Origin of the sequence: Corallococcus sp. EGB, from assembly GCF_019968905.1 — a bacterium.
Lineage (GTDB): Bacteria > Myxococcota > Myxococcia > Myxococcales > Myxococcaceae > Corallococcus.
The window spans coordinates 5,817,104-5,840,970 of record NZ_CP079946.1 but is presented as its reverse complement, the minus strand read 5'-3'; the positions used below and the strand labels follow the sequence as shown (position 1 = coordinate 5,840,970).

Sequence of the window (23,867 nt, the reverse complement as noted above, 5' to 3'; positions counted from 1 at the left end):
GGCTCTTCAGGTGCCCGTCGCGGCCTGGGACGCCGGCGGCGTGACGCCGCCGCGCAGGTGCTTGTCGTAGTGCGCCTGGAGCGCGGCGAAGTAGCCGCGGTCCTCCCAGAGCTCCTGGAGGATCCGGTCGGTGAGGGACCGCACCTCCGCGTTCTCGGTCGCCGGGTCGGGCACGCGGGGGCCTCCCTTCGGGTCCAGGAAGATGCGCGTGGCCTCGGCCATCAGCACGCGGCTGCTGCGGAAGAGGCGGCGCAGGGCCTGGTTGACGGGCCGGGCGTCCATCTCCGAGCAGGCGGCGACGATGGCCGCCTGCACCTTGCGAGGCGCGTCCTCCTGGAGCGAGGCCGCGTCCAGGTCCCCTCGCTCCAACGCATGGTGCAGCAGGTAGCCGTGGTGCAGGCACACGCTCGTCAGGTCCACGCAGTCCTTCACCCAGAGGACGAAGAAGAGCTTGCGGAACACCTTGCGTACGGGGAAGAGGGCCACGCCCTTGAGGTAGGACATCAGCTGGCCGCCCAGGCTGCGCGGGTCATACGAGCCGGCGAGCACCGCCACGGCCTTGTCCGGAGCCTTCAGCCCCTTCTCCTTGAGCTGGTCGCGCACGGACTGCTCTCGCACCCGGCGCAGGGCGTAGTCGTCCAGGAAGGGCACGGGGATGAGCGGGGTGAGCCCTGCCGCCACGGCGTGGAAGGCCACGCGGGCGAGCGAGGGCGGCAGGGCATCGGGCGGACGGGCGGCGGAATCAGCCATGGCGTGTTTCATAACCGCTTCCGCGCGGCCCGCCTTCCACCGCTAGAGTGGGAGTGTCATGCACCCGGCGCGAGGCGCGGGGCAGGGAAAGGCGTTGCACCGCATGAAGGCGAAGAAGGAAGAGCTTCCCACCGTACCCTTCGCGTCCGAGAAGGCCTGGGAGAAGTGGCTGGAGAAGAACCACGCGGACTCGCCGGGTGTCTGGGTGAAGCTCGCGAAGCTCGAGTCCGGCATCCCATCCGTGACGTACGCGCAGGCGCTGGAGGTGGCGCTCTGCTACGGGTGGATCGACGGACAGAAGGGCGCGTTCGACGACGAGTATTGGCTCCAGCGCTTCACGCCGCGCAAGCCGCGCAGCAAGTGGTCGAAGATCAACTGCGCCAAGGTGGAGGCCCTGATCGCCGCCGGACGCATGAAGCCCGCGGGCCTGCGCGAGGTGGAGGCTGCGCGCGCGGATGGCCGCTGGGAGGCGGCGTACGCGGGAGCGAAGACCATCGAGGTGCCGGAGGACCTGACGCTCGCGCTGGAGAAGAACCCGAAGGCGAAGGCGTTCTTCGCCACGCTCAAGGGCGCCAGCCGTTACGCCATCCTCTTCCGTCTCCATGACGCGAAGAAGCCGGAGACTCGCGCGCGCCGGCTGGCGCAGTTCGTCGCGATGCTCGAGGCCGGGGAGCAGCTCCGCGGCTGATGTGGGTCGCGACGCCCGCCTGGAGGCTCGCGCGGGGCTCGCGGATGCATCTTCTGGATCAGGGCGGGCATCATCGGTGATGGGCCCATGCCGTCCATGCCCAGGGCCGCCGCGTCCGGGTACCATCGCCCCCATGAGCACCCCGATCGATCCCCTCATGCGCGTGGCCTACCGTGGCGCCTATCGCCTGGCGCTCGCGTGGTGGTTCGTGCGCCGTCCGCGCACGGAGGGAACGCTCGTGGGGGTGTGGCGAGGGCGTGAGGTGCTGCTGTTGCAGAACTCCTACAAGCACGCGTTCTCGCTGCCGGGCGGCGGCCGGCACCGCGGCGAGTCCCCGGAAGAGACGGGCGCGCGGGAGCTGCGCGAGGAGGTGGGCCTGCATGTGCCGGCCTCACGGCTGCGCGCCGTAAGCGAGCTGCACCACACGGACGAATTCAAGCGGGACCGGTGTCACTTCGTCGAGCTGGAGCTCGATACCGAGCCGCGTCTCGTGCTCGATCAGCGCGAGGTGGTGTGGGCTCGGTGGATCGACGTGGAGACCGCGCTGCGTTTGCCGCTCATGCCCGTGGTGCGTGCCTATCTGGAGGACGCGGCGCGGCGGCGGGGGCTCGTGTCCTCACGCTCGGCTCCCTAGCGTGAAGGCAGGCTCAGCGCTGTTCTGTGCCCTCCGGCGCTCCGCCCCACCTTCCGGTGATGGTGGCACGACAGGAGCGGGGGTGAACCGTGTTGCAAGAGGTCAGGACCACATCTTTGCAGGACATGGGGCGCGGGCTGTTGGGCTCGTTCATGGTCGGCGCAGGCACGGGCCGCCTCACGTTCACGCGAGCGCCCCTTCAGGCGCGCTGCCTGACCGGGTGCCCATGGACGATGACAAGCGCATCTCCACGCTCGGCCTGGATACGGACCTCAAGCGACTGGTCCGGTTGCTCTTCCAGCCCATGCGGATGGCCTGGTCGCTGCGGTCCACCGTTGCGCGAGAGGCATTGCGGTAAAGACAGACGCTCGCACGGGAAGGCTGCCGGATGGCGAGGGACGGCGGACTACTTCGGCTCGCCCATGACCTCCATCGTGTGCTTGAGCCGCTCCAGGCCCAGGCGCACCAGCGCGCCGCGCAGGTCGGGCTGGCCCAGGAAGGCCTTCTTGAACACGTCGCGCTCCAGCTTGAGGAGCGTGCAGGGCGTCACGGTGCGCACGGTGGCGGTGGCCAGGCGGCTGCGCAGCAGGGAGATCTCCCCGAACAAGGCGCCTTCCTCCAGCCTGGGATAGGCGGACTGGCGGCCGTCGCCGTGCGTATGGAAGACCTCGCACTGGCCCCGGATGAGGACGTAGAGCGCGTCGCCCGGCTGGCCCCGGGTGAGCAGGGTCTCGCCGGCGGGCACGGTGCAGGGGATGAAGGCATCTCCCAGGTCATGCTGCACGTCCGGGGGCAACGCCGCGATGAGCGGGTTGCTGCGCAGCGCGTCCGCGAGCAGGCGCTCCCGGGCGGCGACCTGCATCTGCTCCCCCTTCACGCCGTAGTCCTTGCCCAGCTCACGGACACCCGCCTGGGTCAGCTCCAGCAGCACGGCATCCTCCACCGTCACGATGGTGGCGGTGCGCTGCGTGCCTGTAAGCAGCGCCAGCTCTCCGAAGAAGTCACCGGCCCCCAGGCGGCCGACCTCCGTGTTGGCGCCGTTATCGCCGCCGCGAAGCACCGCGACGCGGCCCTCCAGCACGACGAACATCGAGTGTCCCGGGTCGCCCTCGCGCACCACCACCTGGCCTGCGGGCAGGTAGCGCGTGCAGACGGGAGGCGCAGCGGCGCTGTCCACGTCCGCCGGTGCGGCCGCCGCCGTGGGGGCGGTGGCGGTCGCGTGCGTCTGAGCGGGGGCTGCGTCCAGGGCGGACGGGTGGGCGGACAGCAGGGCCTGCAGGCGCGCGAACAGGGACATGGTGCCCAAATGCTACCGGCCCGCCCGGGCAGAAACTGTGAAGTGCTTCACAGACAGCCACGGAGGGGGGCTGAAAGACAGCCAGGCATGCGGAAGGCAGCCTTGAGCAGGGATTGGCCGACGTCCCCCGCGTCTGTTTTTCACCCTGTTGTCGCGGGAGACCGGGCGCCGGGGATGGCGTGGGCGGGCCGGGACACCCTACAGTCACGGTCCCATGGGAGACACGCTGGATGTCGTGGTGGACCTGGGGGATGTGGGAGAGACGGCCGCGGATGCCGTGCTGCTGAAGTACGCGCAGGGCTTCCACGGGGCGGACGGCGCGGTGGCTCGCCGGCTGGAGGGGGCCGGGGTCGACATGGGCGCCTTCGACCTGCTCCCCGGGGACCACCGCTTCATCGACACGCGCCGGAGCCTGGGGGCGCCGGTGGTGCTCTTCCTGGGCACGGTGCGCCTGCGGCAGTTCGGCTACCACGAGATCCGCCAGTTCTCCGTGCGCGCGCTCCAACTGCTGGAGCCGCGGAGTGACGTGCGCCACCTCGCGTGCACGGTGCACGGCCCCAACTATGGTCTGGACGAGGACGAGGCCGTGCTGGCCCTGGTGGGCGGCTTCGTGGATGCGTTCCAGCGCGGCAGTGGCCCGCGCGACCTGGAGCGCGTCACGGTGGTGGAGCTGAACCCCAAGCGCGTGGAGCGGCTGCGCAAGGCGCTCGCGCTGGGGCTGGGGCTCACGCCGGGTGTGGAGCCGCTGATGGGGGCCACGGGCTTCCGGGTGAGGCGGACGTCGCGTTTCGTCCAGGCGCCGCCCATGGCCTCCGCGGGCGCGAACGCCCACGAGAAGCCGCACGCCTTCGTGGCCATGCCCTTCGCGCCGGAGCTGGAGGACACCTTCCACTACGGCATCCTGAACCCCGTGAAGGCGGCCGGGCTCCTGTGCGAGCGCGTGGACCAGGCCACCTTCGACGGCCCCATCATCCAGCGCATCCGGGACCGCATCGACACCGCGAAGGTCGTCATCGCGGACCTGTCCCTGGCGAACCCCAATGTCTATCTGGAGGTGGGCTATGCCTGGGGACGCGGCAAGCCCACGCTGATGCTGGTGCGCGACGTGAAGGAGCTGCGCTTCGACGTGTCCAGCTACCGGTGTCTCGTCTACCGGAACATCCGGCACCTGGAGGAACTGCTGACCCAGGAGCTGAAGCGCATCCTGTGAAGACCGGGGTTCACCAGCCGCGCGCGGCGATCTCCCATGTCGCCACGCTGACGTCCCCGCGCAGGACGTGCAGCCGCGGATGCTGGGGGACCGAAACACAGACATGGTTGGGCACCACGCGCACCCGGTCGCCGATGCGCGGGCGCCACGTCGTCGTGGACACGTCCAGCAGGCCGTGCTCTTCCGACAGGTTCTTCACCACGACCTCTGGCCGGTCGAGCAGGACGCCATAGCCCGGAGCGGGGCCGTCTTCCTTCACCAGGGCCTTGGCTCCCGCGTCGATGACCACCTGTCCGGGCACGGCGGTGCTCACCACGGTGGCCAGCACGGAATAGGCACACTCGCTCCAATCACACGCACCGACGACGGCGGCGTTGCGGTCATTGAGCGCGTTGAGGCCGGGGCGGATCTCCGTGAGCCCCTTCACGGTATGGGATTGCCAGAGGGTGGGGGTGGAGCCACCGCTGACGACCTCCGGCGGAAGTCCCGCGCTCCGCAATGCATCCACGAACGTCGCCAGCACTTCCGACTGGGCGCTCATCGCGGCGGGCAGCTCGGTCTGCGGGACGCGGATGTGGCCCGCGTAGAACGTCAGTCCACGGAACTCCGCGCCGGGCGTGGACGCCGCGGCACGCGCCAGGGCCACGGCGTCGTCGGGCGTGCGCACCCCCACGCGGCGCATGCCCAGGTCCGCCTCCACGAGCACGCCCACGGTGCGCCCCGCGTCCCGGGCCGCGCGCGCCAACGCATCGAGCACCTCCCGGGAGTCCAGCGCCACGGTGAGTCGCACGCGAGAGGGCAGGGCCATCAGCCGCGCCAGCTTGCGCGCTCCCACGGGCGGGTACGCGAGCAGCACGTCGTCAGATACGGACGCCATGACCTCGGCTTCCAGCACGGTGGCCACCGTGACGCCGGAGGCTCCCGCCGCGACCTGCATCGCGCCCAGCTCCGCCGTCTTGTGCGTCTTCGTGTGGGGACGCCAGCGCAGGCCGTGCTCACGGGCGTAGGTGGCGACGCGCTGGAGGTTCCGCTCCACGCGGTCCAGGTCCACGAGGGGCGCGGGCGTGTCGAGGGTGTCGAGGAAGGTCGAGGACATGCGGGCCTTCTAACAGCCCCGCTCCTGAAGTCCGCCGCGCCGTACCGCCCGCGGGGAACTAACGACGACCTCTGGACGGTCGGGGAGGCGCCGCCGGGGCGCCATGGCGCAGCCCGTCCACGAGCAGGGTCACCATGCGCCGTGCCTGCTCCGCGCCTCCGCCGTGGTGGTCCGGGACGCAGAGCCTGGCGATCGCGAGCAGGAGCTCCGTCGCATCCACGTCCGGACGGATGTCGCCCGAGCGGGCCGCGGCATCGAGCAGGCCCTGAAACACGGGCCGCATCCGCTCGAGGAAGTAATCAGGCAGGGACTTGAAGGCGGGGTCGCCCGAGTGGAGCGCCGCCGCGAGCCCACGCTTGGTGGCGAGCAAGTCGACGTAGCGCTGCACCCAACGCTCGAGCGCCTCCCCGGGCTCGTATCTCGCCGCGATGTCCGACGCCGCGTCCGCGCAGGCATCCACCTCGTTACGGACGACCGCGACGATCAGGTCCGAGCGCTGCGGAAAATGGCGATAGAGCGTGCCGACACCGACCCCGGCCTTGTCCGCGATCTCCCGCACGGGCGCGTCCACTCCCGACGTCGCGAAGACCGCCATCGCCGCCTCCAGCAGCGCATCCACGTTCCGGCGAGCGTCCGCGCGCACCGGCCGCTCCACACCACCGCGAGACGGCGCATCCTTCTTGGGGGCTTTCAATGTGCCGCTCATCCTACCGATATCCGCTCAGCGGCTCTGGGGCGCTGAGCGAGCAACTGCTCAAGGCGTGACGCCGGAAGTCGCTCCAGCCGATGTCTCGGCCGGCTCGAATGAAATCGTGGGCCGCTGCCAGCTCCAGCCGCCGGACTTCAGGGCCTCCGTGGCCTGCTCATCCAGCACGCGCAGCGCCGCGAGCACGTCCGCGGGCGGGCGGGGGGCTCCCGGAGCGCTCTCCACCTCGAAGCGCGGGGGGATTCCGACGGCGTCCCGGCCGCCCATCACCACGCGCACGCGGCAGTTCTGCGGCGACAGCTCCGTCTCCCCGGACCAGGACACGTCCTGGACGAAGAGGTCCGCCGTGCCGGTGGCCTTCTGCCCCCTCAGCCGCGTCACCACCGCGTCCAGCGAGCCCTTCGCGCGCTCGTTGCGTTTCTTGCCAAGGCGGGTGAGTGACCACCAGACCAGTCCGCCCGCGACGATGGGCGAAAGGACGAAGTAGGGGATGAGCGGGCTCATGGGGCGGCAGGCTGCCACGAAACGCGGAAGAAGAAACGCCCGTCCCCGAGCACTCGGGCTCGCGGGACGGGCGCGCGAGAAGCACGGCTACTGCGGCGAGGGCGCGGCGACCTTCTTCGTCGCGTTGGGCTTGTACGTCATGCCCAGCTCGTTGAAGACGAAGGAGTAGACGTCCACCTCCTCCTCGATGCGCGCGGACAGCGGCGTGCCCATGCCGTGGCCCGTCTCCGCGTTGGCGCGCAGCAGGATGGGCTTGGGGGACGCCGTCGCCGCCTGCATCCGGGCCACCATCTTGCGCGAGTGGAACGGATCCACGCGCGGGTCATTGGCCCCGGAGGTGAACAGCACCGACGGGTACTTCGTCCCGTCCTTCACGTGGTGCACCGGCGAATAGCCATACAGCGCCTTGAACTGCTCGGGGTCCTTCACCGAGCCGTACTCGGTGATGTTGAACTGGCCGTTGGGCGTGAGCTCCGTGCGCAGCATGTCGTAGATGCCCACGCGCGCCACCACCGCGCCGTACTCCTCCGGGTGCTGCGTCACGGCCGCGCCCATCAGCAGGCCGCCGTTGCTGCCGCCCTGGATGGCCAGCTTCTTGGGCTGCGTGTACTTCTGGTCCACCAGCAGCTTCGCGCAGGCGTAGAAGTCATCGAACACGTTCTGCTTGTTCGTGAGCGAGCCGGCCTTGTGCCACTCCTCGCCGAACTCCGAGCCGCCGCGCAGGTTCGCCACCGCGAACACGCCGCCCTGCTCCAGCCACATGCCCGTCAGCGGGCTGTAGCCCGGGGAGATGGAGATGTTGAAGCCGCCGTAGCCGGTGAGCCACGTGGGATTGTTCCCGTTCAGCTTCGTGCCCTTCTTCTTCAGGATGGTGAGCGGCACCTTGGTGCCGTCCTTCGACGTGGCCTCCGTGCGCACCACCTCCACGTCGCTCATGTCGATGGGCGCCGTGCGCGCGAGCGCCGTCTTCGTCACCTTGTTGTCCGCGGACGAGTAGCGGAACCACGCGGCCGGCTGCGTGAAGCTGCCGTTGACGAAGAGCACGTCGTCCGCGCCCTGGCGCACCACGCCGCCCACCGACGACACCGGCAGCGTGGGCACCAGGCCCAGCGCCTTGCCGGTCAGGTCCACCATGCGCAGCTGCGACGGACCGCCCAGCTGCTCCAGCAGGTACAGGCGGCCCTTCGTGGGCACCACGGCCTGCACCGTCGCCTGGCCCTCGGGGACGACCACCGTCGCCTTGTCCAGCGTGGGCGTGGCCAGCGGCAGGCGCAGCACCTTGCCGCGCGAGGCGTCCTTGCGGCTGAGCAGGTACGCCGCGCCGTCGCTGCCGAAGCGCGCCGCCACCACCTTGTCCGCGTACTTCGCCACCTGCGTCCACTTGCCGGACGGGCCGTACAGGTACAGGTCGTACTCACCGCCGTCACCATTGGCCACGCGCGCGAAGGTGAACTGGCCGTCGTCGCTGGACTCCAGCTCCGTCATCGCGATGCGCGGGAAGTCCTTGCCCAGCGCGTACGTGTCCTTGTCCGTGGGCGTGCCCAGCGCGTGGAAGTACACCTGCTGGTACACCTCGCGGTCCACGGGCGGGCGCTCCTCGCCGCGCGGATAGCGCGTGTAGAAGAAGCCCGTGCCCTGTGCGTTCCAGGCGAGGCTGCCGCCCGCCGTGCCGCCGTTGACGCGCGGGACCAGCTCGTTGGGCATCGCCTTCGCGGACGCCACGTCCCACACCGTGACGTCACCGCTCTCCGTGCCACCCTTGGACATGGACACGGCGACCTTCTTGCCGTCGTGCGACAGCTGGAACCAGTCGATGGTCGTCTTGCCGGAGGTGTCCACCTGCGTGGGGTCCACCAGCACGCGCTCCTTCGACGTATCGTCCAGCGAGCCCACCACGATGAGCGAGGGCTGCTGCTTGGGTGGCTGGAACTTCAGCCCCAGGAGCGTGCCGCCCTGTTCATCCAGGCCGCCGTAGGAGGGCGACTTCCAGGACAGCAGCTCCGTGATGCGCTGGCGCAGCGGCTCGCGGCCCGGGAGCTTGTCCAGGTACGTGCGCGTGTATGCGTTCTGCGCGTCCGTCCACTGCTTCACCTTGGGGTCGGAGGCGGACTCCATCCACTGGTACGGGTCCACCACGGTGGTGCCGTGATAGGTCGTCTCCACGGGCTGCTTCTCCGCGGCGGCGGGCTTCGCGGGCGCCTTGCCCGCGGCCCCGGACACGAGCGGCAGGAGCAGCGCGGCGGTCGTCACTGTGAGTCTGGACTTCATGTTTCACCTCGCATGCGGGTGTTCCCCCGCGGGACGCTCATCGCAGGGGCAGCTCCACCAGGGCGGTGGAGAAGGTGTCGAAGGTCTCGTTGGCGGTGGGCTTCGTGCCCTCGTCCATGTTGCCGAGCATCAGCGCGAAGACGACGCGCGGGTGCTCGGGGTCGTTCGGCCGCTCCGCCACGCCCACGAAGCACTTCTGGCCCGTGAGCGTGCCCGTCTTCGCGCGGATGCGGCCCGCGGTGGTCTGCTTCGTCTTGCGGCCCGCCAGCGTTCCGTCCAGGCCCAGCACCGGCAGGCTGTCCACCAGCGCGGCGCCGTAGGGCTCCTGGAGGCTGGTGAGCAGCACGCGCGCCATGCCCCGGGGCGTGGCCAGGTTGTAACGGGACAGGCCGCTGCCATCCACGGGACGCAGGTCCTTGGCGGGCACGCCCCGGCGCGCCAGCTCCGTGGCCAGGGCGGTGCGCAGCGCGACGTAGCCCTCCTGGCCGGTGCGCTCGCGGGCGAATCGCATGCCCAGCCGCTCCGCGTACAGGTTGAGGCTCTCCTTGTTCGTCGCGCGCACCAGCTCCGACAGGGGCGGGCTGATCAGCTCCACCAGGGGTGACGGCATGGGCGGCAGGGGCGTCGTGGGGGCCTCCAGGGACAGGGGCAGCCGCGTGATTCCGTGCCGCGCCAGCGCGTCATCCACGCACGCGGCGAAGAGGGCCTCCGGCGCATCGATGGACAGCTTCACCGCGGCGGACTGGGGGCACGGCCCGCCCGAAGGCGAGCGCCACGTGCAGCGCACGCCGCCGCCTCCTCGCACGCAGGCCAGGTTCGCGCGCTCCGCGTTCGCGTCCACGTTGACCACTGCGGACAGCGTGGCGAAGGTGGGGTTCCACTGGACGGAAGGCGCGTCCGCGCAGGTGGCGCCGGGGGCGCGCGTCAGCGCCAGGTCCACCACGTTCTCGCGAAAGACGAAGGGGGTGGGCGCGGCGCTGTACGCATACGCCGCGTCATCCCAGGCCCAGCCCGGCCCCAGCCCGCTGTCCACTCCGTCCGTGCCGGAGATGCGCACGCTGCCTCGCCACTGGTGGATGCCGCGCGCCTGGAAGGCCTCCGCGATCCGGTCGCACGCGAGCGCCGTCTCCGGGAAGCGCCACGAGCCCAGCGACGGGTCCCCGGACGCCTGCGCCACCACGTCGCCCAGGAACAGGCCCCCCGTCTGCGAGCCCTCCAGGAAGACCGGCGTCACGAAGCGGAAGTCCGCTCCCAGCGCGGACAGCGCGGCGGAGGTGGACACCACCTTCATCGTGGACGCGGGCAGAAGGCGTACGTTCTCGCGGTGGGTGAAGAGGGGCTCGCCGGTGCGGGCGTCCACCACGGACACGCCCGCGAGCGCGCCGTCCGCCTCCAGGGTCTCCAGCAGGGCCCTGGTGACGCCGGACAGGGTGTCGCGCGGGGAGCCCTCCTTGATGGCGGGTGTGTGGGTGCAGGCGGACAGGAAGAGGGCAACGACGCTGGCGGGCAGGAGTGCGCGGCGCATGGCGGCGGCCACCGTATGTCGCGTGCCTGGGAGTGTCATGGATTCCCGCCAGCGGGGTGGGGCGGAGGCGTGCACGGTTGGACGTCGCGCGGGCAAACGGCCTTGGGCGGAGGCTATTCCCGGCCCAGGCCGTCCAGCCACACCGAGTGCCTTGACGCGGCGTCACAGGCCCCCCATCCTGCCGCGCCCCATGCCTGTCCTACGTGGTGCCGTGACCTTTTCGCGCTTCCGGACCGAACCGGCCAAGGATGCGCCGTCCGACGTGAAGCGCTGGCTGACCAAGGGGCTCAAGTCCCATGCGTTCGAGCCCATCGACCGCCGCTCCGAGGAGGAGCGCGCCGCGGGTTTCGTGGAGCTGGAGAACCCGGAGTCCTCCGAGTTCGCGACCGGAAATCTCTTCTACGGCGAGTACGCCCTGTTCGCCTTCCGCATCGACACGCTGAAGGTGCCCGCGTCGATGATGAAGTCGGAGCTGGACAAGTGGGCCGCCGCCTTCGGCAAGGAGAACGGCCGGCCGCCCGCGCGCGCGGAGAAGAACAAGCAGCGCGCGGAGCTCAAGCAGCTCTTGCGTCAGCGCGCGGTGCCGCGCACCAGCGTGCTGGACGTGACGTGGAACCTGAAGACGCACCAGGTGCAGATCTGGGCCGCGTCCCGCAAGACGGTGGATGAGATCGCCGTCGCGCTGGAGGGGGCCCTGGCGGTGAAGACGACGGCCATCACGCCCGCGTCCCTGGCGCAGCGTGCGGGCATCGACGAGAAGGCCCTGGGCCCCACGGCGGAGCTCATTGGCATGGACCTGCCGGCGACGGCTTCAGTGGAGGACGCCCATGGCGAGGCGTGAGCAGGCGAGGGAAGAGGCGGCGTTCGCGCGCGGCGACGTGGGCGTGGATGGTGTCGCCACGGAGGAGGAGAAGGACGAAGCCGAAGTCGAAAAGGGCAAGGCCCGCGAACAGCTGCTGCGCGGCCGGGCCTACCTGGGCCGCGAGTTCATGACGTGGCTGCTGTGGCGCTCGGAGTCGGGCGACCCGCTGGTGGAGTACGACGGCGCGGGCGTGGTGGTGCTCTTCCTGGGCAAGGTGGTGCTGCGCGGCGTGGCGGGTGACGTCACGGAGATGAGCGCCAAGGGCACGCTGGCGCCGTACTCGGAGAATGTGCGCCACTCGCTGGACCGGGGTCTGCTGGTGGCCCAGGCGCGGCTGCGCCTGTCGCACGGCGAGCGCGAGTACGAAGTCACGCTCGATTCCGAGTTCCTGGACATCCGCGCCGCGAAGCTGCCCGCGCTCCTGACGGAGGAAGAGGATGATCAGCTCTCCGAGCGTCTGGAGTTGACGGAGCAGCTCTCCGCCATGGTGGACGCGCTGGTGCAGGACTTCCTGTCCGTGCGCGCGGGCCGCGGCTGGAGCAAGCAGGTGGTGCCGGCGATGAAGGAGTGGATGAGGGGCGAGGAGAAGGGGAGCGACGTGCTCTCGAAGGCCGCCCGTGCCAGGGGCCGCGAAGCCCGCGCTGCTCGGGGCTGAGACTGGATGAAACAGCTGCCCGGGTCGGAGTCGTGACCGGGCAGCTGTTCTGATTCAAGGCGCTGTGCGCCCGCCGATCACCGGGAAGCGCTCGTAGGCCCGCTTGAGCGCGTCCAGGTGGGCGGGATTGTCGTAATCGAGCGGTGCATCCGTGAGCTGCACGAGCCCCCCGCCCGACGGAGTGCGATGCGCCCCCGCGAGCAGCTCGGTATCGCGAACTGGATCCGGGAACCCGATGACCTCCGCTGCGGCCGCGAGCACGGGCTCGTCCAGTGGCAGTTTTGCGTGTATTTCAAATGGGGGCTGGCCGCCTGGGCTGGACAATCCTGAACTCTCAACTCCCCAGACTGTCACGGGGTAACTCTCGTCGCCGTTGCACACGACCGGGAAGCCACCGTCCTCGATTCTTCCCAAGAGTCATGCGTCACGCCGCGGCAATGATCCGAGGCGCCCACCTTCGCCAACTTCCCACTCCAAGCGCAAGCCAGGGAACGCCTTCTCAATCCCATGGATGACGTTGAGCGTGCGGTTGTCTTTGCCCACGAGCGCAGGCGCATAGGTGATGAGTGTGAGTCTGTTTCGCACGGTCATCGGTTGCATCCAGTGACGACGACATCGAGCAGGGGACGAAGTCATCGCCACATGCCGTCGCAACGTCTCGCTCCTGCTTCAATTGCTTCACTTCCTTCCTGATCTCCTGTTCCCGGACAAAGTCATTGTACGAATCGAACTCGTGGGTCTTGATCTCCCACGGTTTGCGTGCACCGATGGCCCCCGCTTCCTCGGGCATCTGACACTCTGGGGCGTGGCTCCGTCGTGGCGCAGGCCGAGAAAACGAGCAGAAGCAAAAGGGCGCCGCATTTCCGCAAACGCATGGCCACCTCTTCGCAACAATTGAAAGAGCCCCCGAGTCCTGGGACTCGGAGGCCGATGGCGTCGCCGTCGCTCTTTTACGGGTTGGTGCAGCGCCAGACTCCGCAGGAGCCTTCACGGCTGCCACAGTCGAACTGGCTCGAACATGGCTTGCAGCTGGCCGAGCAGATCATCTGGACTGCCTGGGTATCGGTTGTCTCCGCCTTCGAGCCGGGAACCATGGCCAGGGCCGTACCCGCCATGATGCCGATGATCAGCGCGAATCCAGGAATCGTCTGCTTCAGTCGCGACGCGTTCATGTGTCCTCCGAGGTGAGTGCCATCGGACCCGTACTTCCTGATCCGATGGCAGGGAGGCATTCGAACAGACGCCGCGGCTCAATCCAAGACAGAACCCAGGTGCCGCACGGACTCAGTCGCGGATCCAGCGGAAGGTCACGCGGTCCCCTCCGGTGAGCCGGTCACCCAGATTGCCCAGCGAATACATCTCCGTGTGGATCCCGAGGAACTTGGCCTTGCTGAAGATGAAGCGCGTGCCCGGGTCCCGCACGATGGCCGCCCACTGCGAATTGGTGTCGCAGTTGTTCGTGGTGGGGCTGGGATAGTTGCACCAGGAGCTGCCGTCCTTGTTCCAGACGCGCCAGCTCTCACCGCCGCCCGCGATGTTCACCTCCTTCCACCACGTCACGTCCGAGGCGGAGTTGAGCCGGAACTCGACGACGTCCGGCGACGTGATGTTGTGCTCGATCTCCGCGAGGATGACGTCGCCATCGGGCAGCTCGGCGTAGACCACCTTCTGGTGGACCTCACGGTCGCACGTGATGCAGGAGTGCTGGATGTCATTGATCGACGTGCAGCCACTCTGGGAGTACTCCGCCGAGTAGAGCGTGTTGGTCCCGCAGAAGGAGCACGTGTGGTTGTAGGGCCCGGTCACGCACTCGGCTATGTACTGCACCGTCGTCTTCCCGAAGTCGTTCCACGAGATGCCCGTCGTGGACATGGCGGTGACTTCGCGACCTTCGTCCTGCGACGGAGCGACGGGCGCCTGCTCCTGGGGGACGGCTTCGGGAACGGACGGCTCCTCCAGGCCGGGGCCGCAGCCCACGCCTCCCAGGAGGCCAAGAACGAGGAACGACGACGCAAGCCGCGCGTGCTGATGCATGGAGTGTCTCCGAATGAGGCAGCGCGGACGCCGTCATGGCGCCCCGCATGTCCGTCAGACAGAAATACGGAGAAACCCCGGCGGGCTGGTTGTTCGAAATGCGCTCCATTCTGGAACACTGCTCGCGCCGGAATGGAGCGAGCGTCCGCGCCAGTCCGGCGCAGTGTGGGGCGGCTCCAGGGCGGAAGGAAGAGGCACAGGCCTCGCAATGACTCGCGGCCAAACCTCCAGCCCGAGCAGGTGTCCCGTGCCGTCCGCCCCCGCCACCGAAGCCATCCAGCGCATCTCCCTGAAGAACCGCGAGTACGCCTACATCGAGGACGCCAACCGCGGCGTCGTGCTCATGGAAGTGGGTCCTCGCGTGCTGACGCTGGAGGCGCACCTGACGCTCGTGGCGAAGGAGCGGATGGTGGAGGTGGGCGCCGGGAACTGGTGCGTGGTGCGCAACCCCGTGGTGCGCGTGGACGGCCAGGTAGCGCTCGACGAGTTCGGCCAGGCCCGCGTCGCGGTGGGCGACCGCGAGGTCCGCGTGGGCCCGAAAGTCTTTCCCCTGTACCCCGGCGAGGAGCTGGAGGGCGACATCGTCCCGGAATACGTCCTCGGCGTGTCGGAGGCGCTGCGACTGCGCGCGCTCACCGCCTTCAACGACGCGCACATCCCGGATGCGCCCCGCCGCCGCGAGGCCGGTGACGAATGGCTGGTGCGCGGCCCCGGCCGCTACGTGCCGGGCGAGTCCGTCTCCGTCGTGTCGCTGGAGAAGGCCCGCGTCCTCAAGGAGACTGAATACTGCGTCATCCTCAACCCCGTGGACCGCGCCACCGGCCGCGTCCAGGAGGGCCGTCGCAAGGTTGTCTCCGGCCCGGACGTCTTCTTCCTCGAGCCCGGCGAGGCACTGGAAGGAGACGTGCGCCGCAAGCACGTCTTGTCGGAGCTGCAGGGTTTGAAGCTCCAGGCGCTCGACGACCTCTCCGAGCACGAGGGCGGCGAACCGCGCGCACGCAAGGCCGGTGATACGTGGATCGTCCGGGGGCCTCGCACCTATGTGCCCAGCGAGAAGGTCCTCATCCACCGCGAGATTTCCGCGCTGTCATTGGGACAGGGGGAGGGCCTCTACGTGCGCGACCTGCGCTCGGGCAAGGTGTCACTGGTTCAGGGGCCGTGCCAGTTCATGCCGGAGGCGCACCAGGAACTGCACGAGAAACGACTGTCTCCGGATGCGGAGGCGCTGCTGGGACTCGCGCCGCCGGGGCCCTCCGTGGAGGCGAAGGATGCCCGCGCGCCCCGCCCCACGACCGCGACGGAGAAGGGGGACCGCACTCGCGCCATCGTGCTGCGCATCGAGGACAACACGGCGGTCCTCATCAACGACTTCGAGACCAATCACGCCCGCGTGGAGTTCGGTCCCGCGAAGGTGATGCTGCGCCCGTATGAGGACGTCACCGTGTTGGATCTGTCCGGCGGCACGCCCAAGCGCCCGCGCCAGCTCAAGGTGCTGATGCTGCGCCTGGGCCCGGACTTCGCCACGGACCTCTTCGAGGTGGCCACGCGCGACCACGCGCGGCTGCGCATCAAGCTCTCCTACAAATGGCAATTCGACGTGCAGGGCGACCCTGAGAAGGACAAGGCCATCTTCCGGGTGAATGACTTCATTGGATACGTCTGTGAAAACCTCGCATCGCGCATCCGCCAGGTCGCCGCGGAGAACGAATTCGAGACGTTTCACAAGAACGCCAGTGTGCTCATCCGCCGCACCATCTTCGGGATGGACGACGCGGGCCGCGCGCGCAAGGACCGCCTCTTCTCCGAGAACCAGCTGCGCATCATCGACATCGACATCAAGGACATCGCCCCCGTCGATGAGAAGACGGCCCTGAAGCTGCGCGAGGCCATCGACACCAACATCCAGATCCAACTGGACGCCTCGCGCCAGGAGGCCCAGGCCGCCGCGGAGCTCAAGCGCATCCGCAGTGAAGAGGAGAAGCAGCTCGCCGACATCGCCAGCCACCGCAAATCAGAGGCGGAGCGCCAATCCCTCATCGAATTGCAGAACCGCAACCACCAGTTGGAGATGCTCAGCCGCGCCAAGGTGGAGGCGGAGGCCCAACTGGAGCGAGCCCGCGTGGAGAGCGAGGAGGCCCTGGCCCGCGCCGAGTCCGACGCCCGCGCCTCCCGCATCCGCTCCGAGGCGGAGGCTGAACGCGAACGCCTCAGCACCCAGGTGACGCTGGAGCGCCAACAGCGCCTCAACGCCCTGGAGGTCGAGCGCCAGTCGCGCCTCGCGGAGGTGGAGGCCGCCCAGTTCCGCCAGCGCGTGGAGTCCCTGGGAGGAGGCGAGAACTTCGTGAAGGCCGTCGCCGCGCAGGCCCAGGCCGCCGTTGTCGGAGGCCTGGACAAGGTCGTCTTCCTCCCCAGCGGCGCCAACCTCAACCTGTTCGACGCCATGCAGGGACTCCTGGGCCCCGGCGGACCACCGCGACTGTCCGCCCACAACACCCCGAATCCGCCCGGCGACACTTCCGCCTGAAAGTTGGATTGTCGATATTGAAAATGAGAATCGTTATCGAATAGAGATGGTCCCCCTCGAACGACGGCGGGTCTCCGCATCGAAAGGTGACGACGATGAGCAACCCTGGAGGGGTGGTCCGGAAGCGCGGTGCACGGTGGTTCGGCATGGGGGCGCTGGCGGCCCTCGCGCTGGCGGCTGCGGCGCCGGGATGCAGCAGCGATGAGTGTGTGGACGCGTTCGACTGCCGGGATCAGGGCGCGGCCCCATCGGGCAAGGACTGGTCCTGCAACGCGGACAAGAAGTGCGAGCTGCGCACCCTGACGCCCGATGACCCCGATGAGTCCGAGGTTGATGCGGGCACGCAGGTCGATGCGGGCACGGAAGCCGACGCGGGCACGGGCACCGACGCGGGCACGGAGACCGATGCCGGCTCGCAGGTGTGCCCTGGCAGCACCGTGGCCTGCACGGAGCAGAGCATCGACAAGCTCCGGCTCCGGAGCACCGTCTCCGACGGCGGCGTGACCGAGGAGGGCACGACGCAGGGCGAGCACCTCACGTTCCTGGACGGCCGCGCGGGTGGCGCGAGCGCGCCGGATGCGTATACCTACGCGCGCTTCACCGCGACAGGCCTGCAGAAGGTCTACATCGATGACCAGGCCGCGTTGAACTCGACGGGGTGGGACGTCGCGGTGCGCCGGTACGTCATCCGCTTCAACAGCGGCGTGTCCGGCCCGTCTTGCGTGACGGTGGCGCAGACGCCGGACGGCACGACGTTCGAATCAGTGACGTCCGTGCCCGAGGATGCGCGGTTCCTGGCGGAGAGCTACTTCACCCCCGACACCTGCACATACCAGGCGGACGAGTTCGGCCTCCAGAGCCCGGCGACCCAGACGCTCTCGTACTGGACCTACGCCAGCTGCCTGCAGATGACGAACAAGGTCTACCTCCTGCAATTGGCGGACGGTCGCCACGTGAAGCTGCAGGTCGCGGACTTCTATGAGCCCGCGGTGCAGGAGGAGTGCGACACGACGGGCAAGGTGAGCTCGACGGCCAGCTCGGGTTCCATCCGCCTGCGGTGGGCCTACCTGCCGTGATGACCGCCGGGGTTCCCACGCTGCTCCTGCTGCTGGCCGGCGCGGGAATCCCGCGCGGCCTCCCGCACGAGCGGGAGGCAGTGGTGGGGTTGGCCGCTGAGTCCGGGCGGCCCACCTCGCCCACCGCGCCCGCGCCGCGCTACGAGCCTCAGGACGCGGTGGAGTCCGTCCTGTCGCCAGGCGAGCGCTTCCGCATCCACTTCACCCGCCGGGGCACGCACGCCGTTCCCGCGGCGGACGCGGATGGCAACGGCGTGCCCGACTTCGTGGAACTCGTCGGGCGCACCTACGAACGCGTGGCGACGTTCTACGCGGGGCTGGGCTTCCGCCTGCCACCCGATGACTCGACTCCGGCCGGGGACGACGGCGGCGACGGCCGCTTCGATGTGTACCTGGTGGACTTCGCGAAGATTGGCGACGGCTCCTTCCGGCAGGAGCGCTGTCTGGAGGGGGCCATGCGCTGCACGGGCTTCATGCTCCAGGAGAACGACTTCGCGGGCTACGGCTACCCGTCCGACGCCGAGGCCATCGAGATCCTGGCCAGCCACGAGTTCTTCCACGCGGTGCAGGCCGCCTACCGGCCCGACCTGGGCGGTGTCGCCTCCGAGGGGACCGCGGTCTGGGCCACCGAGCGCTTCGAGCCCGCGCTCGACGACCTGGAGGGCTTCACCCGCGGCTACATGCTCAGCCCGGACACCACCCTGGTCCTGGACACCGCGGGGCCGGGCGCGAGCTTCAACTACGGCGCGGGGCTCTTCTTCCAGTTCCTCGGCGAGCGCTACGGTGACGCCGCGCTCGTCGCGCTGCTGGAGGAGTCCGTGCGGCAGCCGGAGGGCCGCTGGCCGGTGCTGCTGGACACCTGTCTGCGCCGCGACTTCGCCTCCAGCTTCGACGTGGCCTTCGCGCAGTTCGCCACCTGGAACGTGGGCACCGGTCCGCGCGCGACACCAGGGTTCGGCTACGCGCGAGGGGAGGGCTATGCGCCCGTGACGACGACGGCGGCACAGCTCCCCACCACGCAGGACCGCGTGCGCGTCGCGGCGGCGGCCTCGCGGCTCTTCGAGGTCCCCGGCGGCGCGTCCTTCGTGGGCGCTTCATACGAGCCCGAACCAGGCACCGACCCGGCCGCGCTGCACCTGGTCCTCGCGGCCGTCACGGATGACGCAGTTCTGAGGGTTGTGACCGCGGATGGGCCGGATGCGCTGCGCGCCCGGGTGGCCGCGGACGACGCCACGCGCGTGGTGGTCGAGGTCGTGGATGGCCGGATGGAAGGCCTGGGGCGCTATGGCCGGCTGTGCATCGCGGCCACCGGCCAGGCCGCGTCCTGCGCACCCCTCGAAGCAGCGGACGCGGGCACGGACGCCGGGATGCCAGATGCCGGCGCCGATGCGGGCTCCCCGGACGCAGGCAGGCCCGTGGAGCCCATCGAGGATCCGCGCACGTCCCTGGACGAGGGGGGCTGCCAGTCGACAGGAGGCCCGCTGTCCGGTGCGCTCGTCGCGCTGCTGCTCGGCGGTGGTCCGCGAGCCCGGCGGCGTTCACGGGCGCGCTAGCGCTCGTATTCGTCGCAGCCTGTCTCCTGCTTGGACGGGAAGGCGGACTTCTTCTCCTGGCGCACGTAGTCGTGGCTCTGGGAGAAGAGGTCCGGGCTGTTCACGGTCACGGTGCCCTTCGCGGCGTCGGCCGTCTTCCACTGGAGCGCCTCCGGCTTGCCGTCCGCGGCCGTGAGCCCCAGCACCCAGGCCCCGGCGCCCTTGCCGGGCTCCACGGACGTCACCTTCAACGTCGTGGCCTCCTGGCCCAACTGCACGTCCATTTCACCCGTCGCGGGCTTGATGGTGAAGCTGCGCGTCTCGGCGGAACAGGGCTTGAGCACCACGAAGCCCTTGCCCTGCCGCGTCAGCTCCACCCACGTCCCCGCGAAGGGCTGGAGCCTGGCCGCGGGCACCGGGGCCGGGGCAGCCGCGGGGGCTCCTTCCGTGGGGCAGTCCAGGTCCTCGCGCTTGATCAGCCCCGCCGTCGCCTTCTGGGGCCCCTGGAAGCGGGCGGCCAGGAAGTCCGGCTCCACCGGGTCGACATAGGCCTCCACCGCATCGCCGGACACCACGAACGCCTTGCGCGGCGTGTTGGCCGCGTCCGACGCGTGGAACCCCGCCCTGGACACCTTCACCTTGCAGATGCCCAGCGGCTTGACGGTGCTGCGCGCGAAGGTATCCCGGCCGGAATAGCCCGCTTCGCAACAAGTGGGTGAACCCGTCTCCAATGTCAGTTGCCTGGGATTGACGCGTAGCGTCCAGCGGTCTTCCTCGCCCGCCTGGTGAAGTGACCAATTCGTGGCTGTCTTCTTCTGCACGACCAGGGCGCAATCACAGGTGCCCGCGCTGCTGCCCTGCGGGAACGACCCGGAGTAGTGCACGAGCGTCTCGTTGCTTCCCTCGACGATGGCCAGCCGCCCGCTCTTGTTCGAATAGACCCCCGTGAGGCCCTCGCTCCCCTGGGCCGAGGCGTCCGGGACCGCAGCCGTGACACAAATGGCAAACAGCAACGTCATGCCTTTGAAGTTCAGATTGACCATGGACATCTGATTGGACTCCCTTGAGTTCGCTATTCAGTCTCGGCGGATCAGTTCGCTGAAGCTGAATCGGCTGGAATCGCCGGTTTCACATGCTTGTGACTGAGAATGCGAAACCCGTCGCATTGCCTTTCGATAATGCGGGCAATCCAAGCACGTCCGCGGCGGCTGTGTTCGCGGCCTGACATGAGTGGAATCCTCCATGACTGACACCAACATCCGCGTCCGTTCGGGCGACACGCTCTCGGGTCTCGCGAAGCGCTACCACACCTCCGTCGACTCGCTGGCCAAGGCGAACCACATCAAGGATCCGAACAGGATCCAGGCGGGCCAGTCCCTCAAGGTTCGTGACGGTTTCGACACGCAGGGTGCGCAGCAGACGAAGCAGGCCTCGAGCACGTCCTCCACCAGCGCGGCCCACGGCGAGCTGGGCGGCCTGAGCCGCAAGTACGAGGCGCGCGGCCCGGGCACGGTGTCCACGGGCAAGGGCGACAAGGGCGGCGTGTCCTATGGCTCCTACCAGTTCGCTTCCGCGAACGGATCCGCGCAGTCCTTCGTCAACTCGCTGAAGAAGACGAACCCGGACTCTTACAAGGCGCTGTCGGGCAGCAAGCCGGGCACCGCGGAGTTCTCCGCCCGGTGGAAGCAGCTGGCGGCGAAGGACCCGAAGGGCTTCGACAAGGCGCAGCACGACTACATCAAGGCCACGCACTACGACGTGGGCGCCGCCAACATCAAGAAGGCGACGGGCATCGACCTGGACCAGCGCTCCGCGGCGCTGCGGGACGTGGCCTGGTCCACCTCCGTGCAGCACGGCCCGGGCAAGGCGGACGACATCTTCAAGAAGGCGCTGGCCGGCCGCGATCCCTCGAAGGTGAGCGACGAGCAGCTCATCAAGGACATCTACGCCGAGCGCGGCCGCACCAACGCCAGCGGCACCTTGGTGCACTTCTCCGGCAGCTCCAAGGACGTGCAGAAGGGCGTGGCGAACCGCTTCAGGTCGGAGGTGAAGGACGCGCTCGCCATGCTCAAGAAGGAGCAGTCGGGCACCCCGGCGAGGCCGGCCAACGCCAACACGGGCGTGGTTCCTCCGTCGGTGAGCGGCGACTCGAAGCCGGGCCGCGCGGAGGGCACGCACAGCGGCAGGCCCACCACCGAGGCGGACCGCACGGACACGCAGCAGGTGGCCGGTGCCAAGGACCGTCCGGCGGTGCACGTGAAGGTGCCGTACTACAGCCAGTTCGAGAACGGCCACGGCTACACCGCGAGCGACACCGCGTGCTTCAAGGCCGCGACGGCCATGGCGCGTGACTCGGGCGCGACGGTGCTGGGCCCGGACCGCCGCATCCAGGTGGGCAAGAGCGAGAACAGCATCGGCGCGCTGAAGGTGGATTCGAAGAAGGCCGCCGAGGGCCGCAAGTACATCGACCAGCAGCTGGAGGCCGGCAAGCCCGTGGTCGTGGGCGTCAGCCACAAGGACTCGAACTACAACGTGGATGGCCTCACGGACCACTTCGTGACCATCACGGGCCGCGGCGTCGACGGGAAGGGCCGCACCTACTACACGTTCCACGACCCGGGCACGACCAACGCCAGCAAGGGCAAGGACACGAACCCGAACAACCGCTTCTACGTGGATGACAAGACCGGGAACATGTACCGCCCCGGCAAGGCCGCGAACGGCTACGTGACGGACCGCCACTACGACGTGGCCATGGTGCGCATCAACAAGTAGCCCCTGGCGGAGAGAGCCCCTGCAAGTGATTCGGCCCGGTGGCCTCGTGAAAAGGTCGACCGGGCCGTGTCACGTCCGCTGTCTGTCTTTTCTACGCGCTCGCCGCGTCGCGCCGGGCGGGCACCTCGCCGCGCAGCTCCGCGACCTCCGCGCGCAGCAGCCAGTCGGAGGGGAACGCCGAGGTCGCCTGGGCGATCTGCTCCAGCCGCTCGGGGGCCAGCTGCCCCGTCTCGCGGATGCGGCGCACCTCCGTGTAGAGGGCGGCCAGCGACGGGGGCAGGGCCTGCGCCTTGCGCTCGCGGGCCTGGGCCTCGCCGTCGCCCGCGGTGAAGGCGTCCATCTCGCCAAACCACTCGTCCCACGTGCCCGGGTCGGCGGGCCCGCCCGCCACGGACGGCAGCCGGTCCGTCAGGTACAGGCGCGCCATGGACGGCAGGGTGAGCTCGCGGCCGGCCAGCGTGCCGGAGAGGGCAATCACCTCGCCGCCGCCCACCGCGAAGCCCTCCAGCACCAGCCCGCTGTCGAGCGCGAGCTTGAAGGCCCCGCGCTCCGGCAGGCGGCCCTGGCCAAAGGCGACCAGCGCCGCGCCGCTGAACGGCTTGTCCACGGCCTGCCCCTTCAGCGACGTGAGGATGGGGCCCTCCAGCCGGGCCAGCGCGGTGGACAGGCCCGGGGACACGTCCTTGCCGGCCGGCAGCAGCTCCACCACCTTGCCCGTCACCTCGCGGCCGTCCGCGAGCACCAGGTGGTTCACCGTGTGCGCGCGCAGCGCCTCGTTCAGGCCATGGTCCCCGCCGCGCTTCCACGCGAGCGTGGCCTCGAACTCCGCGAGCACCTCGAAGAGGTGCTCAAAGTCGCGCGCCACGAAGAGCTGCGGCTGCATGCGGGTGATGTCATAGTCCGTGTCCGCGCACGCCACGCCCAGGGGCAGCTTGTGCACGGCGGACGTCAGGCAGTGCTTCGCCTCGCCGATGCTGGACAGCAGGCCGGCGCCGTAGATGCGCGGGTGGCGCAGGTCCCCAATCAGGCCGTACTCCGCGGTCCACCAGTACAGGCGGCTCGCGCGGGTGCTCTCGCTGACGTAGCGGTGGCTGGCGTTGGCGGCCTCCAGGCGGGCCTGGGCGTGGGCGATCTCTTCTTCCGTGGCGGTGGGGTCCTCCTTCACCACGGAGAGGTTGCGGATGGCCTCGAAGACGGCCTGGTCCTCCACGCTGGCGATGGCCTTGAACCCCACCAGCCCCACGGCCTTGAGGTACTGCGCGTAGCGCGCGTTCGCGATGATGGGCGCGTGGCCCGCGCTCTCATGGACGATGTCCGGCGCGGGCGTGTACTGGATGTGCTCGTGCGTGCGGATGTCCGCCGCGATGGCCAGCACGCCCAGCGCCTGCAACTCCGTGAAGACGGCGGGCGGGATGAAGCCGCGCACCGCCACGCAGGCCCAGCCCAGCTTGGACAGCTTCTCGTTCATCTCGTCCAGGCTGGGGATGGCCTCCGCGCCAATGCCCGTGGCCTCCAGGCCCTCCAGGTAGACGGGGTGCGCCTTGTCGCGCAGGTGCTCGCGCAGCTGGCCCAGGATGTGACGCCAGACCGCCTGATCCCGAGGCGTGTACGCCGCGTAGTCCTGGGTCACCACGTAGCGGCGCAGGTGGGCCGGGAGGCGGGCAAGGGTCCTTTCCGTGGGCGTCATCGCAGGCGGCTCCTTGAGAAGAAACAGGACCCCTGAAGAATACG

The 23,867-nt window shown here is 69.4% G+C and carries 22 protein-coding genes and 1 pseudogene; 10 read left to right on the top strand and 13 right to left on the bottom strand.

The window, feature by feature from the left end; genetic code table 11:
- Positions 1–6 precede the first annotated feature (6 nt).
- A complete protein-coding gene (locus tag KYK13_RS23960; protein WP_223633773.1) occupies positions 7–750 on the bottom strand; it encodes a hypothetical protein in 744 nt (247 codons plus the stop codon).
- 103 nt (positions 751–853) lie between these two features.
- Between KYK13_RS23960 and KYK13_RS23955 the strand changes: the two genes are divergently transcribed.
- The 3 genes from KYK13_RS23955 (at position 854) to KYK13_RS38915 (ending at position 2,430) form a co-directional block, all read left to right on the top strand.
- Positions 854–1,438, top strand: a complete 585-nt coding sequence (locus KYK13_RS23955; RefSeq protein ID WP_223633770.1) for a YdeI family protein — start codon at positions 854–856, stop codon at positions 1,436–1,438.
- A 133-nt stretch (positions 1,439–1,571) separates the two neighbouring features.
- Positions 1,572–2,072, top strand: coding sequence for an NUDIX hydrolase (locus KYK13_RS23950; protein ID WP_223633767.1), 501 nt, complete (start codon positions 1,572–1,574; stop codon positions 2,070–2,072).
- Between the two features lie 226 nt (positions 2,073–2,298).
- Positions 2,299–2,430, top strand: coding sequence for a hypothetical protein (locus tag KYK13_RS38915; protein WP_255653980.1), 132 nt, complete (start codon positions 2,299–2,301; stop codon positions 2,428–2,430).
- A 48-nt stretch (positions 2,431–2,478) separates the two neighbouring features.
- Here KYK13_RS38915 and KYK13_RS23945 read toward each other — a convergent pair whose 3' ends face one another.
- Entirely contained in the window at positions 2,479–3,369 is an 891-nt protein-coding gene (locus KYK13_RS23945) for a cyclic nucleotide-binding domain-containing protein (protein WP_223633764.1), read from the bottom strand.
- Between the two features lie 214 nt (positions 3,370–3,583).
- Between KYK13_RS23945 and KYK13_RS23940 the strand changes: the two genes are divergently transcribed.
- Entirely contained in the window at positions 3,584–4,579 is a 996-nt protein-coding gene (locus tag KYK13_RS23940; RefSeq protein ID WP_223633761.1) for a hypothetical protein, read from the top strand.
- 10 nt (positions 4,580–4,589) lie between these two features.
- On the opposite strand, the gene KYK13_RS23935 is transcribed toward KYK13_RS23940, so the two are convergent.
- The 5 genes from KYK13_RS23935 to dacB all read right to left on the bottom strand — a co-directional run bounded on the left by KYK13_RS23935 (position 4,590) and on the right by dacB (position 10,678).
- A complete protein-coding gene (locus tag KYK13_RS23935; protein ID WP_223633758.1) occupies positions 4,590–5,675 on the bottom strand; it encodes an alanine racemase in 1,086 nt (361 codons plus the stop codon).
- A 58-nt stretch (positions 5,676–5,733) separates the two neighbouring features.
- Positions 5,734–6,381 (bottom strand): TetR/AcrR family transcriptional regulator, encoded by a 648-nt coding sequence (locus tag KYK13_RS23930; protein WP_223633755.1) that lies wholly within the window; start codon positions 6,379–6,381, stop codon positions 5,734–5,736.
- A gap of 48 nt (positions 6,382–6,429) precedes the next feature.
- Positions 6,430–6,885 (bottom strand): hypothetical protein, encoded by a 456-nt coding sequence (locus tag KYK13_RS23925; RefSeq protein ID WP_223633753.1) that lies wholly within the window; start codon positions 6,883–6,885, stop codon positions 6,430–6,432.
- A gap of 87 nt (positions 6,886–6,972) precedes the next feature.
- The gene (locus KYK13_RS23920) at positions 6,973–9,153 is read right to left on the bottom strand and encodes a prolyl oligopeptidase family protein (RefSeq protein WP_223633750.1); all 2,181 of its coding nucleotides are present in this window, start codon (positions 9,151–9,153) and stop codon (positions 6,973–6,975) included.
- A gap of 37 nt (positions 9,154–9,190) precedes the next feature.
- The gene (gene dacB / locus KYK13_RS23915) at positions 9,191–10,678 is read right to left on the bottom strand and encodes a D-alanyl-D-alanine carboxypeptidase/D-alanyl-D-alanine-endopeptidase (RefSeq protein ID WP_223633748.1); all 1,488 of its coding nucleotides are present in this window, start codon (positions 10,676–10,678) and stop codon (positions 9,191–9,193) included.
- 190 nt (positions 10,679–10,868) lie between these two features.
- Here dacB and rdgC point away from each other — a divergent pair, with 190 nt between their 5' ends.
- Together rdgC and KYK13_RS23905 are read left to right on the top strand one after the other, a co-directional pair.
- Positions 10,869–11,519: a recombination-associated protein RdgC gene (gene rdgC / locus KYK13_RS23910; protein ID WP_223633746.1), complete on the top strand. Its 651-nt coding sequence runs from the start codon at positions 10,869–10,871 to the stop codon at positions 11,517–11,519.
- Entirely contained in the window at positions 11,506–12,195 is a 690-nt protein-coding gene (locus tag KYK13_RS23905) for a hypothetical protein (protein ID WP_223633745.1), read from the top strand. The genes rdgC and KYK13_RS23905 overlap by 14 nt, the downstream gene beginning before the upstream one ends.
- 54 nt (positions 12,196–12,249) lie before the next feature.
- Here the strand turns inward: KYK13_RS23905 and KYK13_RS23900 are convergent.
- The 4 genes and pseudogenes from KYK13_RS23900 to KYK13_RS23885 form a co-directional block, all read right to left on the bottom strand.
- Positions 12,250–12,786 (bottom strand): annotated as a pseudogene (locus KYK13_RS23900) (DUF5953 family protein).
- Positions 12,695–12,985 carry a DUF6310 domain-containing protein gene (locus KYK13_RS23895; protein WP_223633744.1) on the bottom strand — a complete coding sequence of 97 codons (291 nt, stop codon included), beginning with the start codon at positions 12,983–12,985 and terminating at the stop codon, positions 12,695–12,697. The pseudogene KYK13_RS23900 and the gene KYK13_RS23895 overlap by 92 nt, the downstream one beginning before the upstream one ends.
- Before the next feature lie 160 nt (positions 12,986–13,145).
- Positions 13,146–13,367: a hypothetical protein gene (locus KYK13_RS23890; RefSeq protein ID WP_223633743.1), complete on the bottom strand. Its 222-nt coding sequence runs from the start codon at positions 13,365–13,367 to the stop codon at positions 13,146–13,148.
- A gap of 112 nt (positions 13,368–13,479) precedes the next feature.
- A complete protein-coding gene (locus tag KYK13_RS23885) occupies positions 13,480–14,229 on the bottom strand; it encodes a hypothetical protein (RefSeq protein ID WP_223633742.1) in 750 nt (249 codons plus the stop codon).
- A gap of 247 nt (positions 14,230–14,476) precedes the next feature.
- On the opposite strand from KYK13_RS23885, the gene KYK13_RS23880 reads away from it, so the two are divergent.
- The 3 genes from KYK13_RS23880 (at position 14,477) to KYK13_RS23870 (ending at position 19,382) form a co-directional block, all read left to right on the top strand.
- Positions 14,477–16,753: a hypothetical protein gene (locus tag KYK13_RS23880; RefSeq protein ID WP_223633741.1), complete on the top strand. Its 2,277-nt coding sequence runs from the start codon at positions 14,477–14,479 to the stop codon at positions 16,751–16,753.
- A 95-nt stretch (positions 16,754–16,848) separates the two neighbouring features.
- Positions 16,849–17,829, top strand: a complete 981-nt coding sequence (locus tag KYK13_RS23875; RefSeq protein WP_223633740.1) for an HmuY family protein — start codon at positions 16,849–16,851, stop codon at positions 17,827–17,829.
- Positions 17,829–19,382 (top strand): MXAN_6640 family putative metalloprotease, encoded by a 1,554-nt coding sequence (locus tag KYK13_RS23870; protein ID WP_223633739.1) that lies wholly within the window; start codon positions 17,829–17,831, stop codon positions 19,380–19,382. The genes KYK13_RS23875 and KYK13_RS23870 overlap by 1 nt, the downstream gene beginning before the upstream one ends.
- Here the strand turns inward: KYK13_RS23870 and KYK13_RS23865 are convergent.
- Positions 19,379–20,380 carry a hypothetical protein gene (locus KYK13_RS23865; RefSeq protein ID WP_223633737.1) on the bottom strand — a complete coding sequence of 334 codons (1,002 nt, stop codon included), beginning with the start codon at positions 20,378–20,380 and terminating at the stop codon, positions 19,379–19,381. The two genes, KYK13_RS23870 and KYK13_RS23865, sit on opposite strands and share 4 nt — an antisense overlap.
- A 223-nt stretch (positions 20,381–20,603) precedes the next feature.
- Here KYK13_RS23865 and KYK13_RS23860 point away from each other — a divergent pair, with 223 nt between their 5' ends.
- Positions 20,604–22,136 carry a LysM peptidoglycan-binding domain-containing protein gene (locus KYK13_RS23860; protein WP_223633735.1) on the top strand — a complete coding sequence of 511 codons (1,533 nt, stop codon included), beginning with the start codon at positions 20,604–20,606 and terminating at the stop codon, positions 22,134–22,136.
- 91 nt (positions 22,137–22,227) lie between these two features.
- Here KYK13_RS23860 and KYK13_RS23855 read toward each other — a convergent pair whose 3' ends face one another.
- Positions 22,228–23,823 carry an aromatic amino acid hydroxylase gene (locus tag KYK13_RS23855; protein WP_223633732.1) on the bottom strand — a complete coding sequence of 532 codons (1,596 nt, stop codon included), beginning with the start codon at positions 23,821–23,823 and terminating at the stop codon, positions 22,228–22,230.
- Positions 23,824–23,867 lie beyond the last annotated feature (44 nt).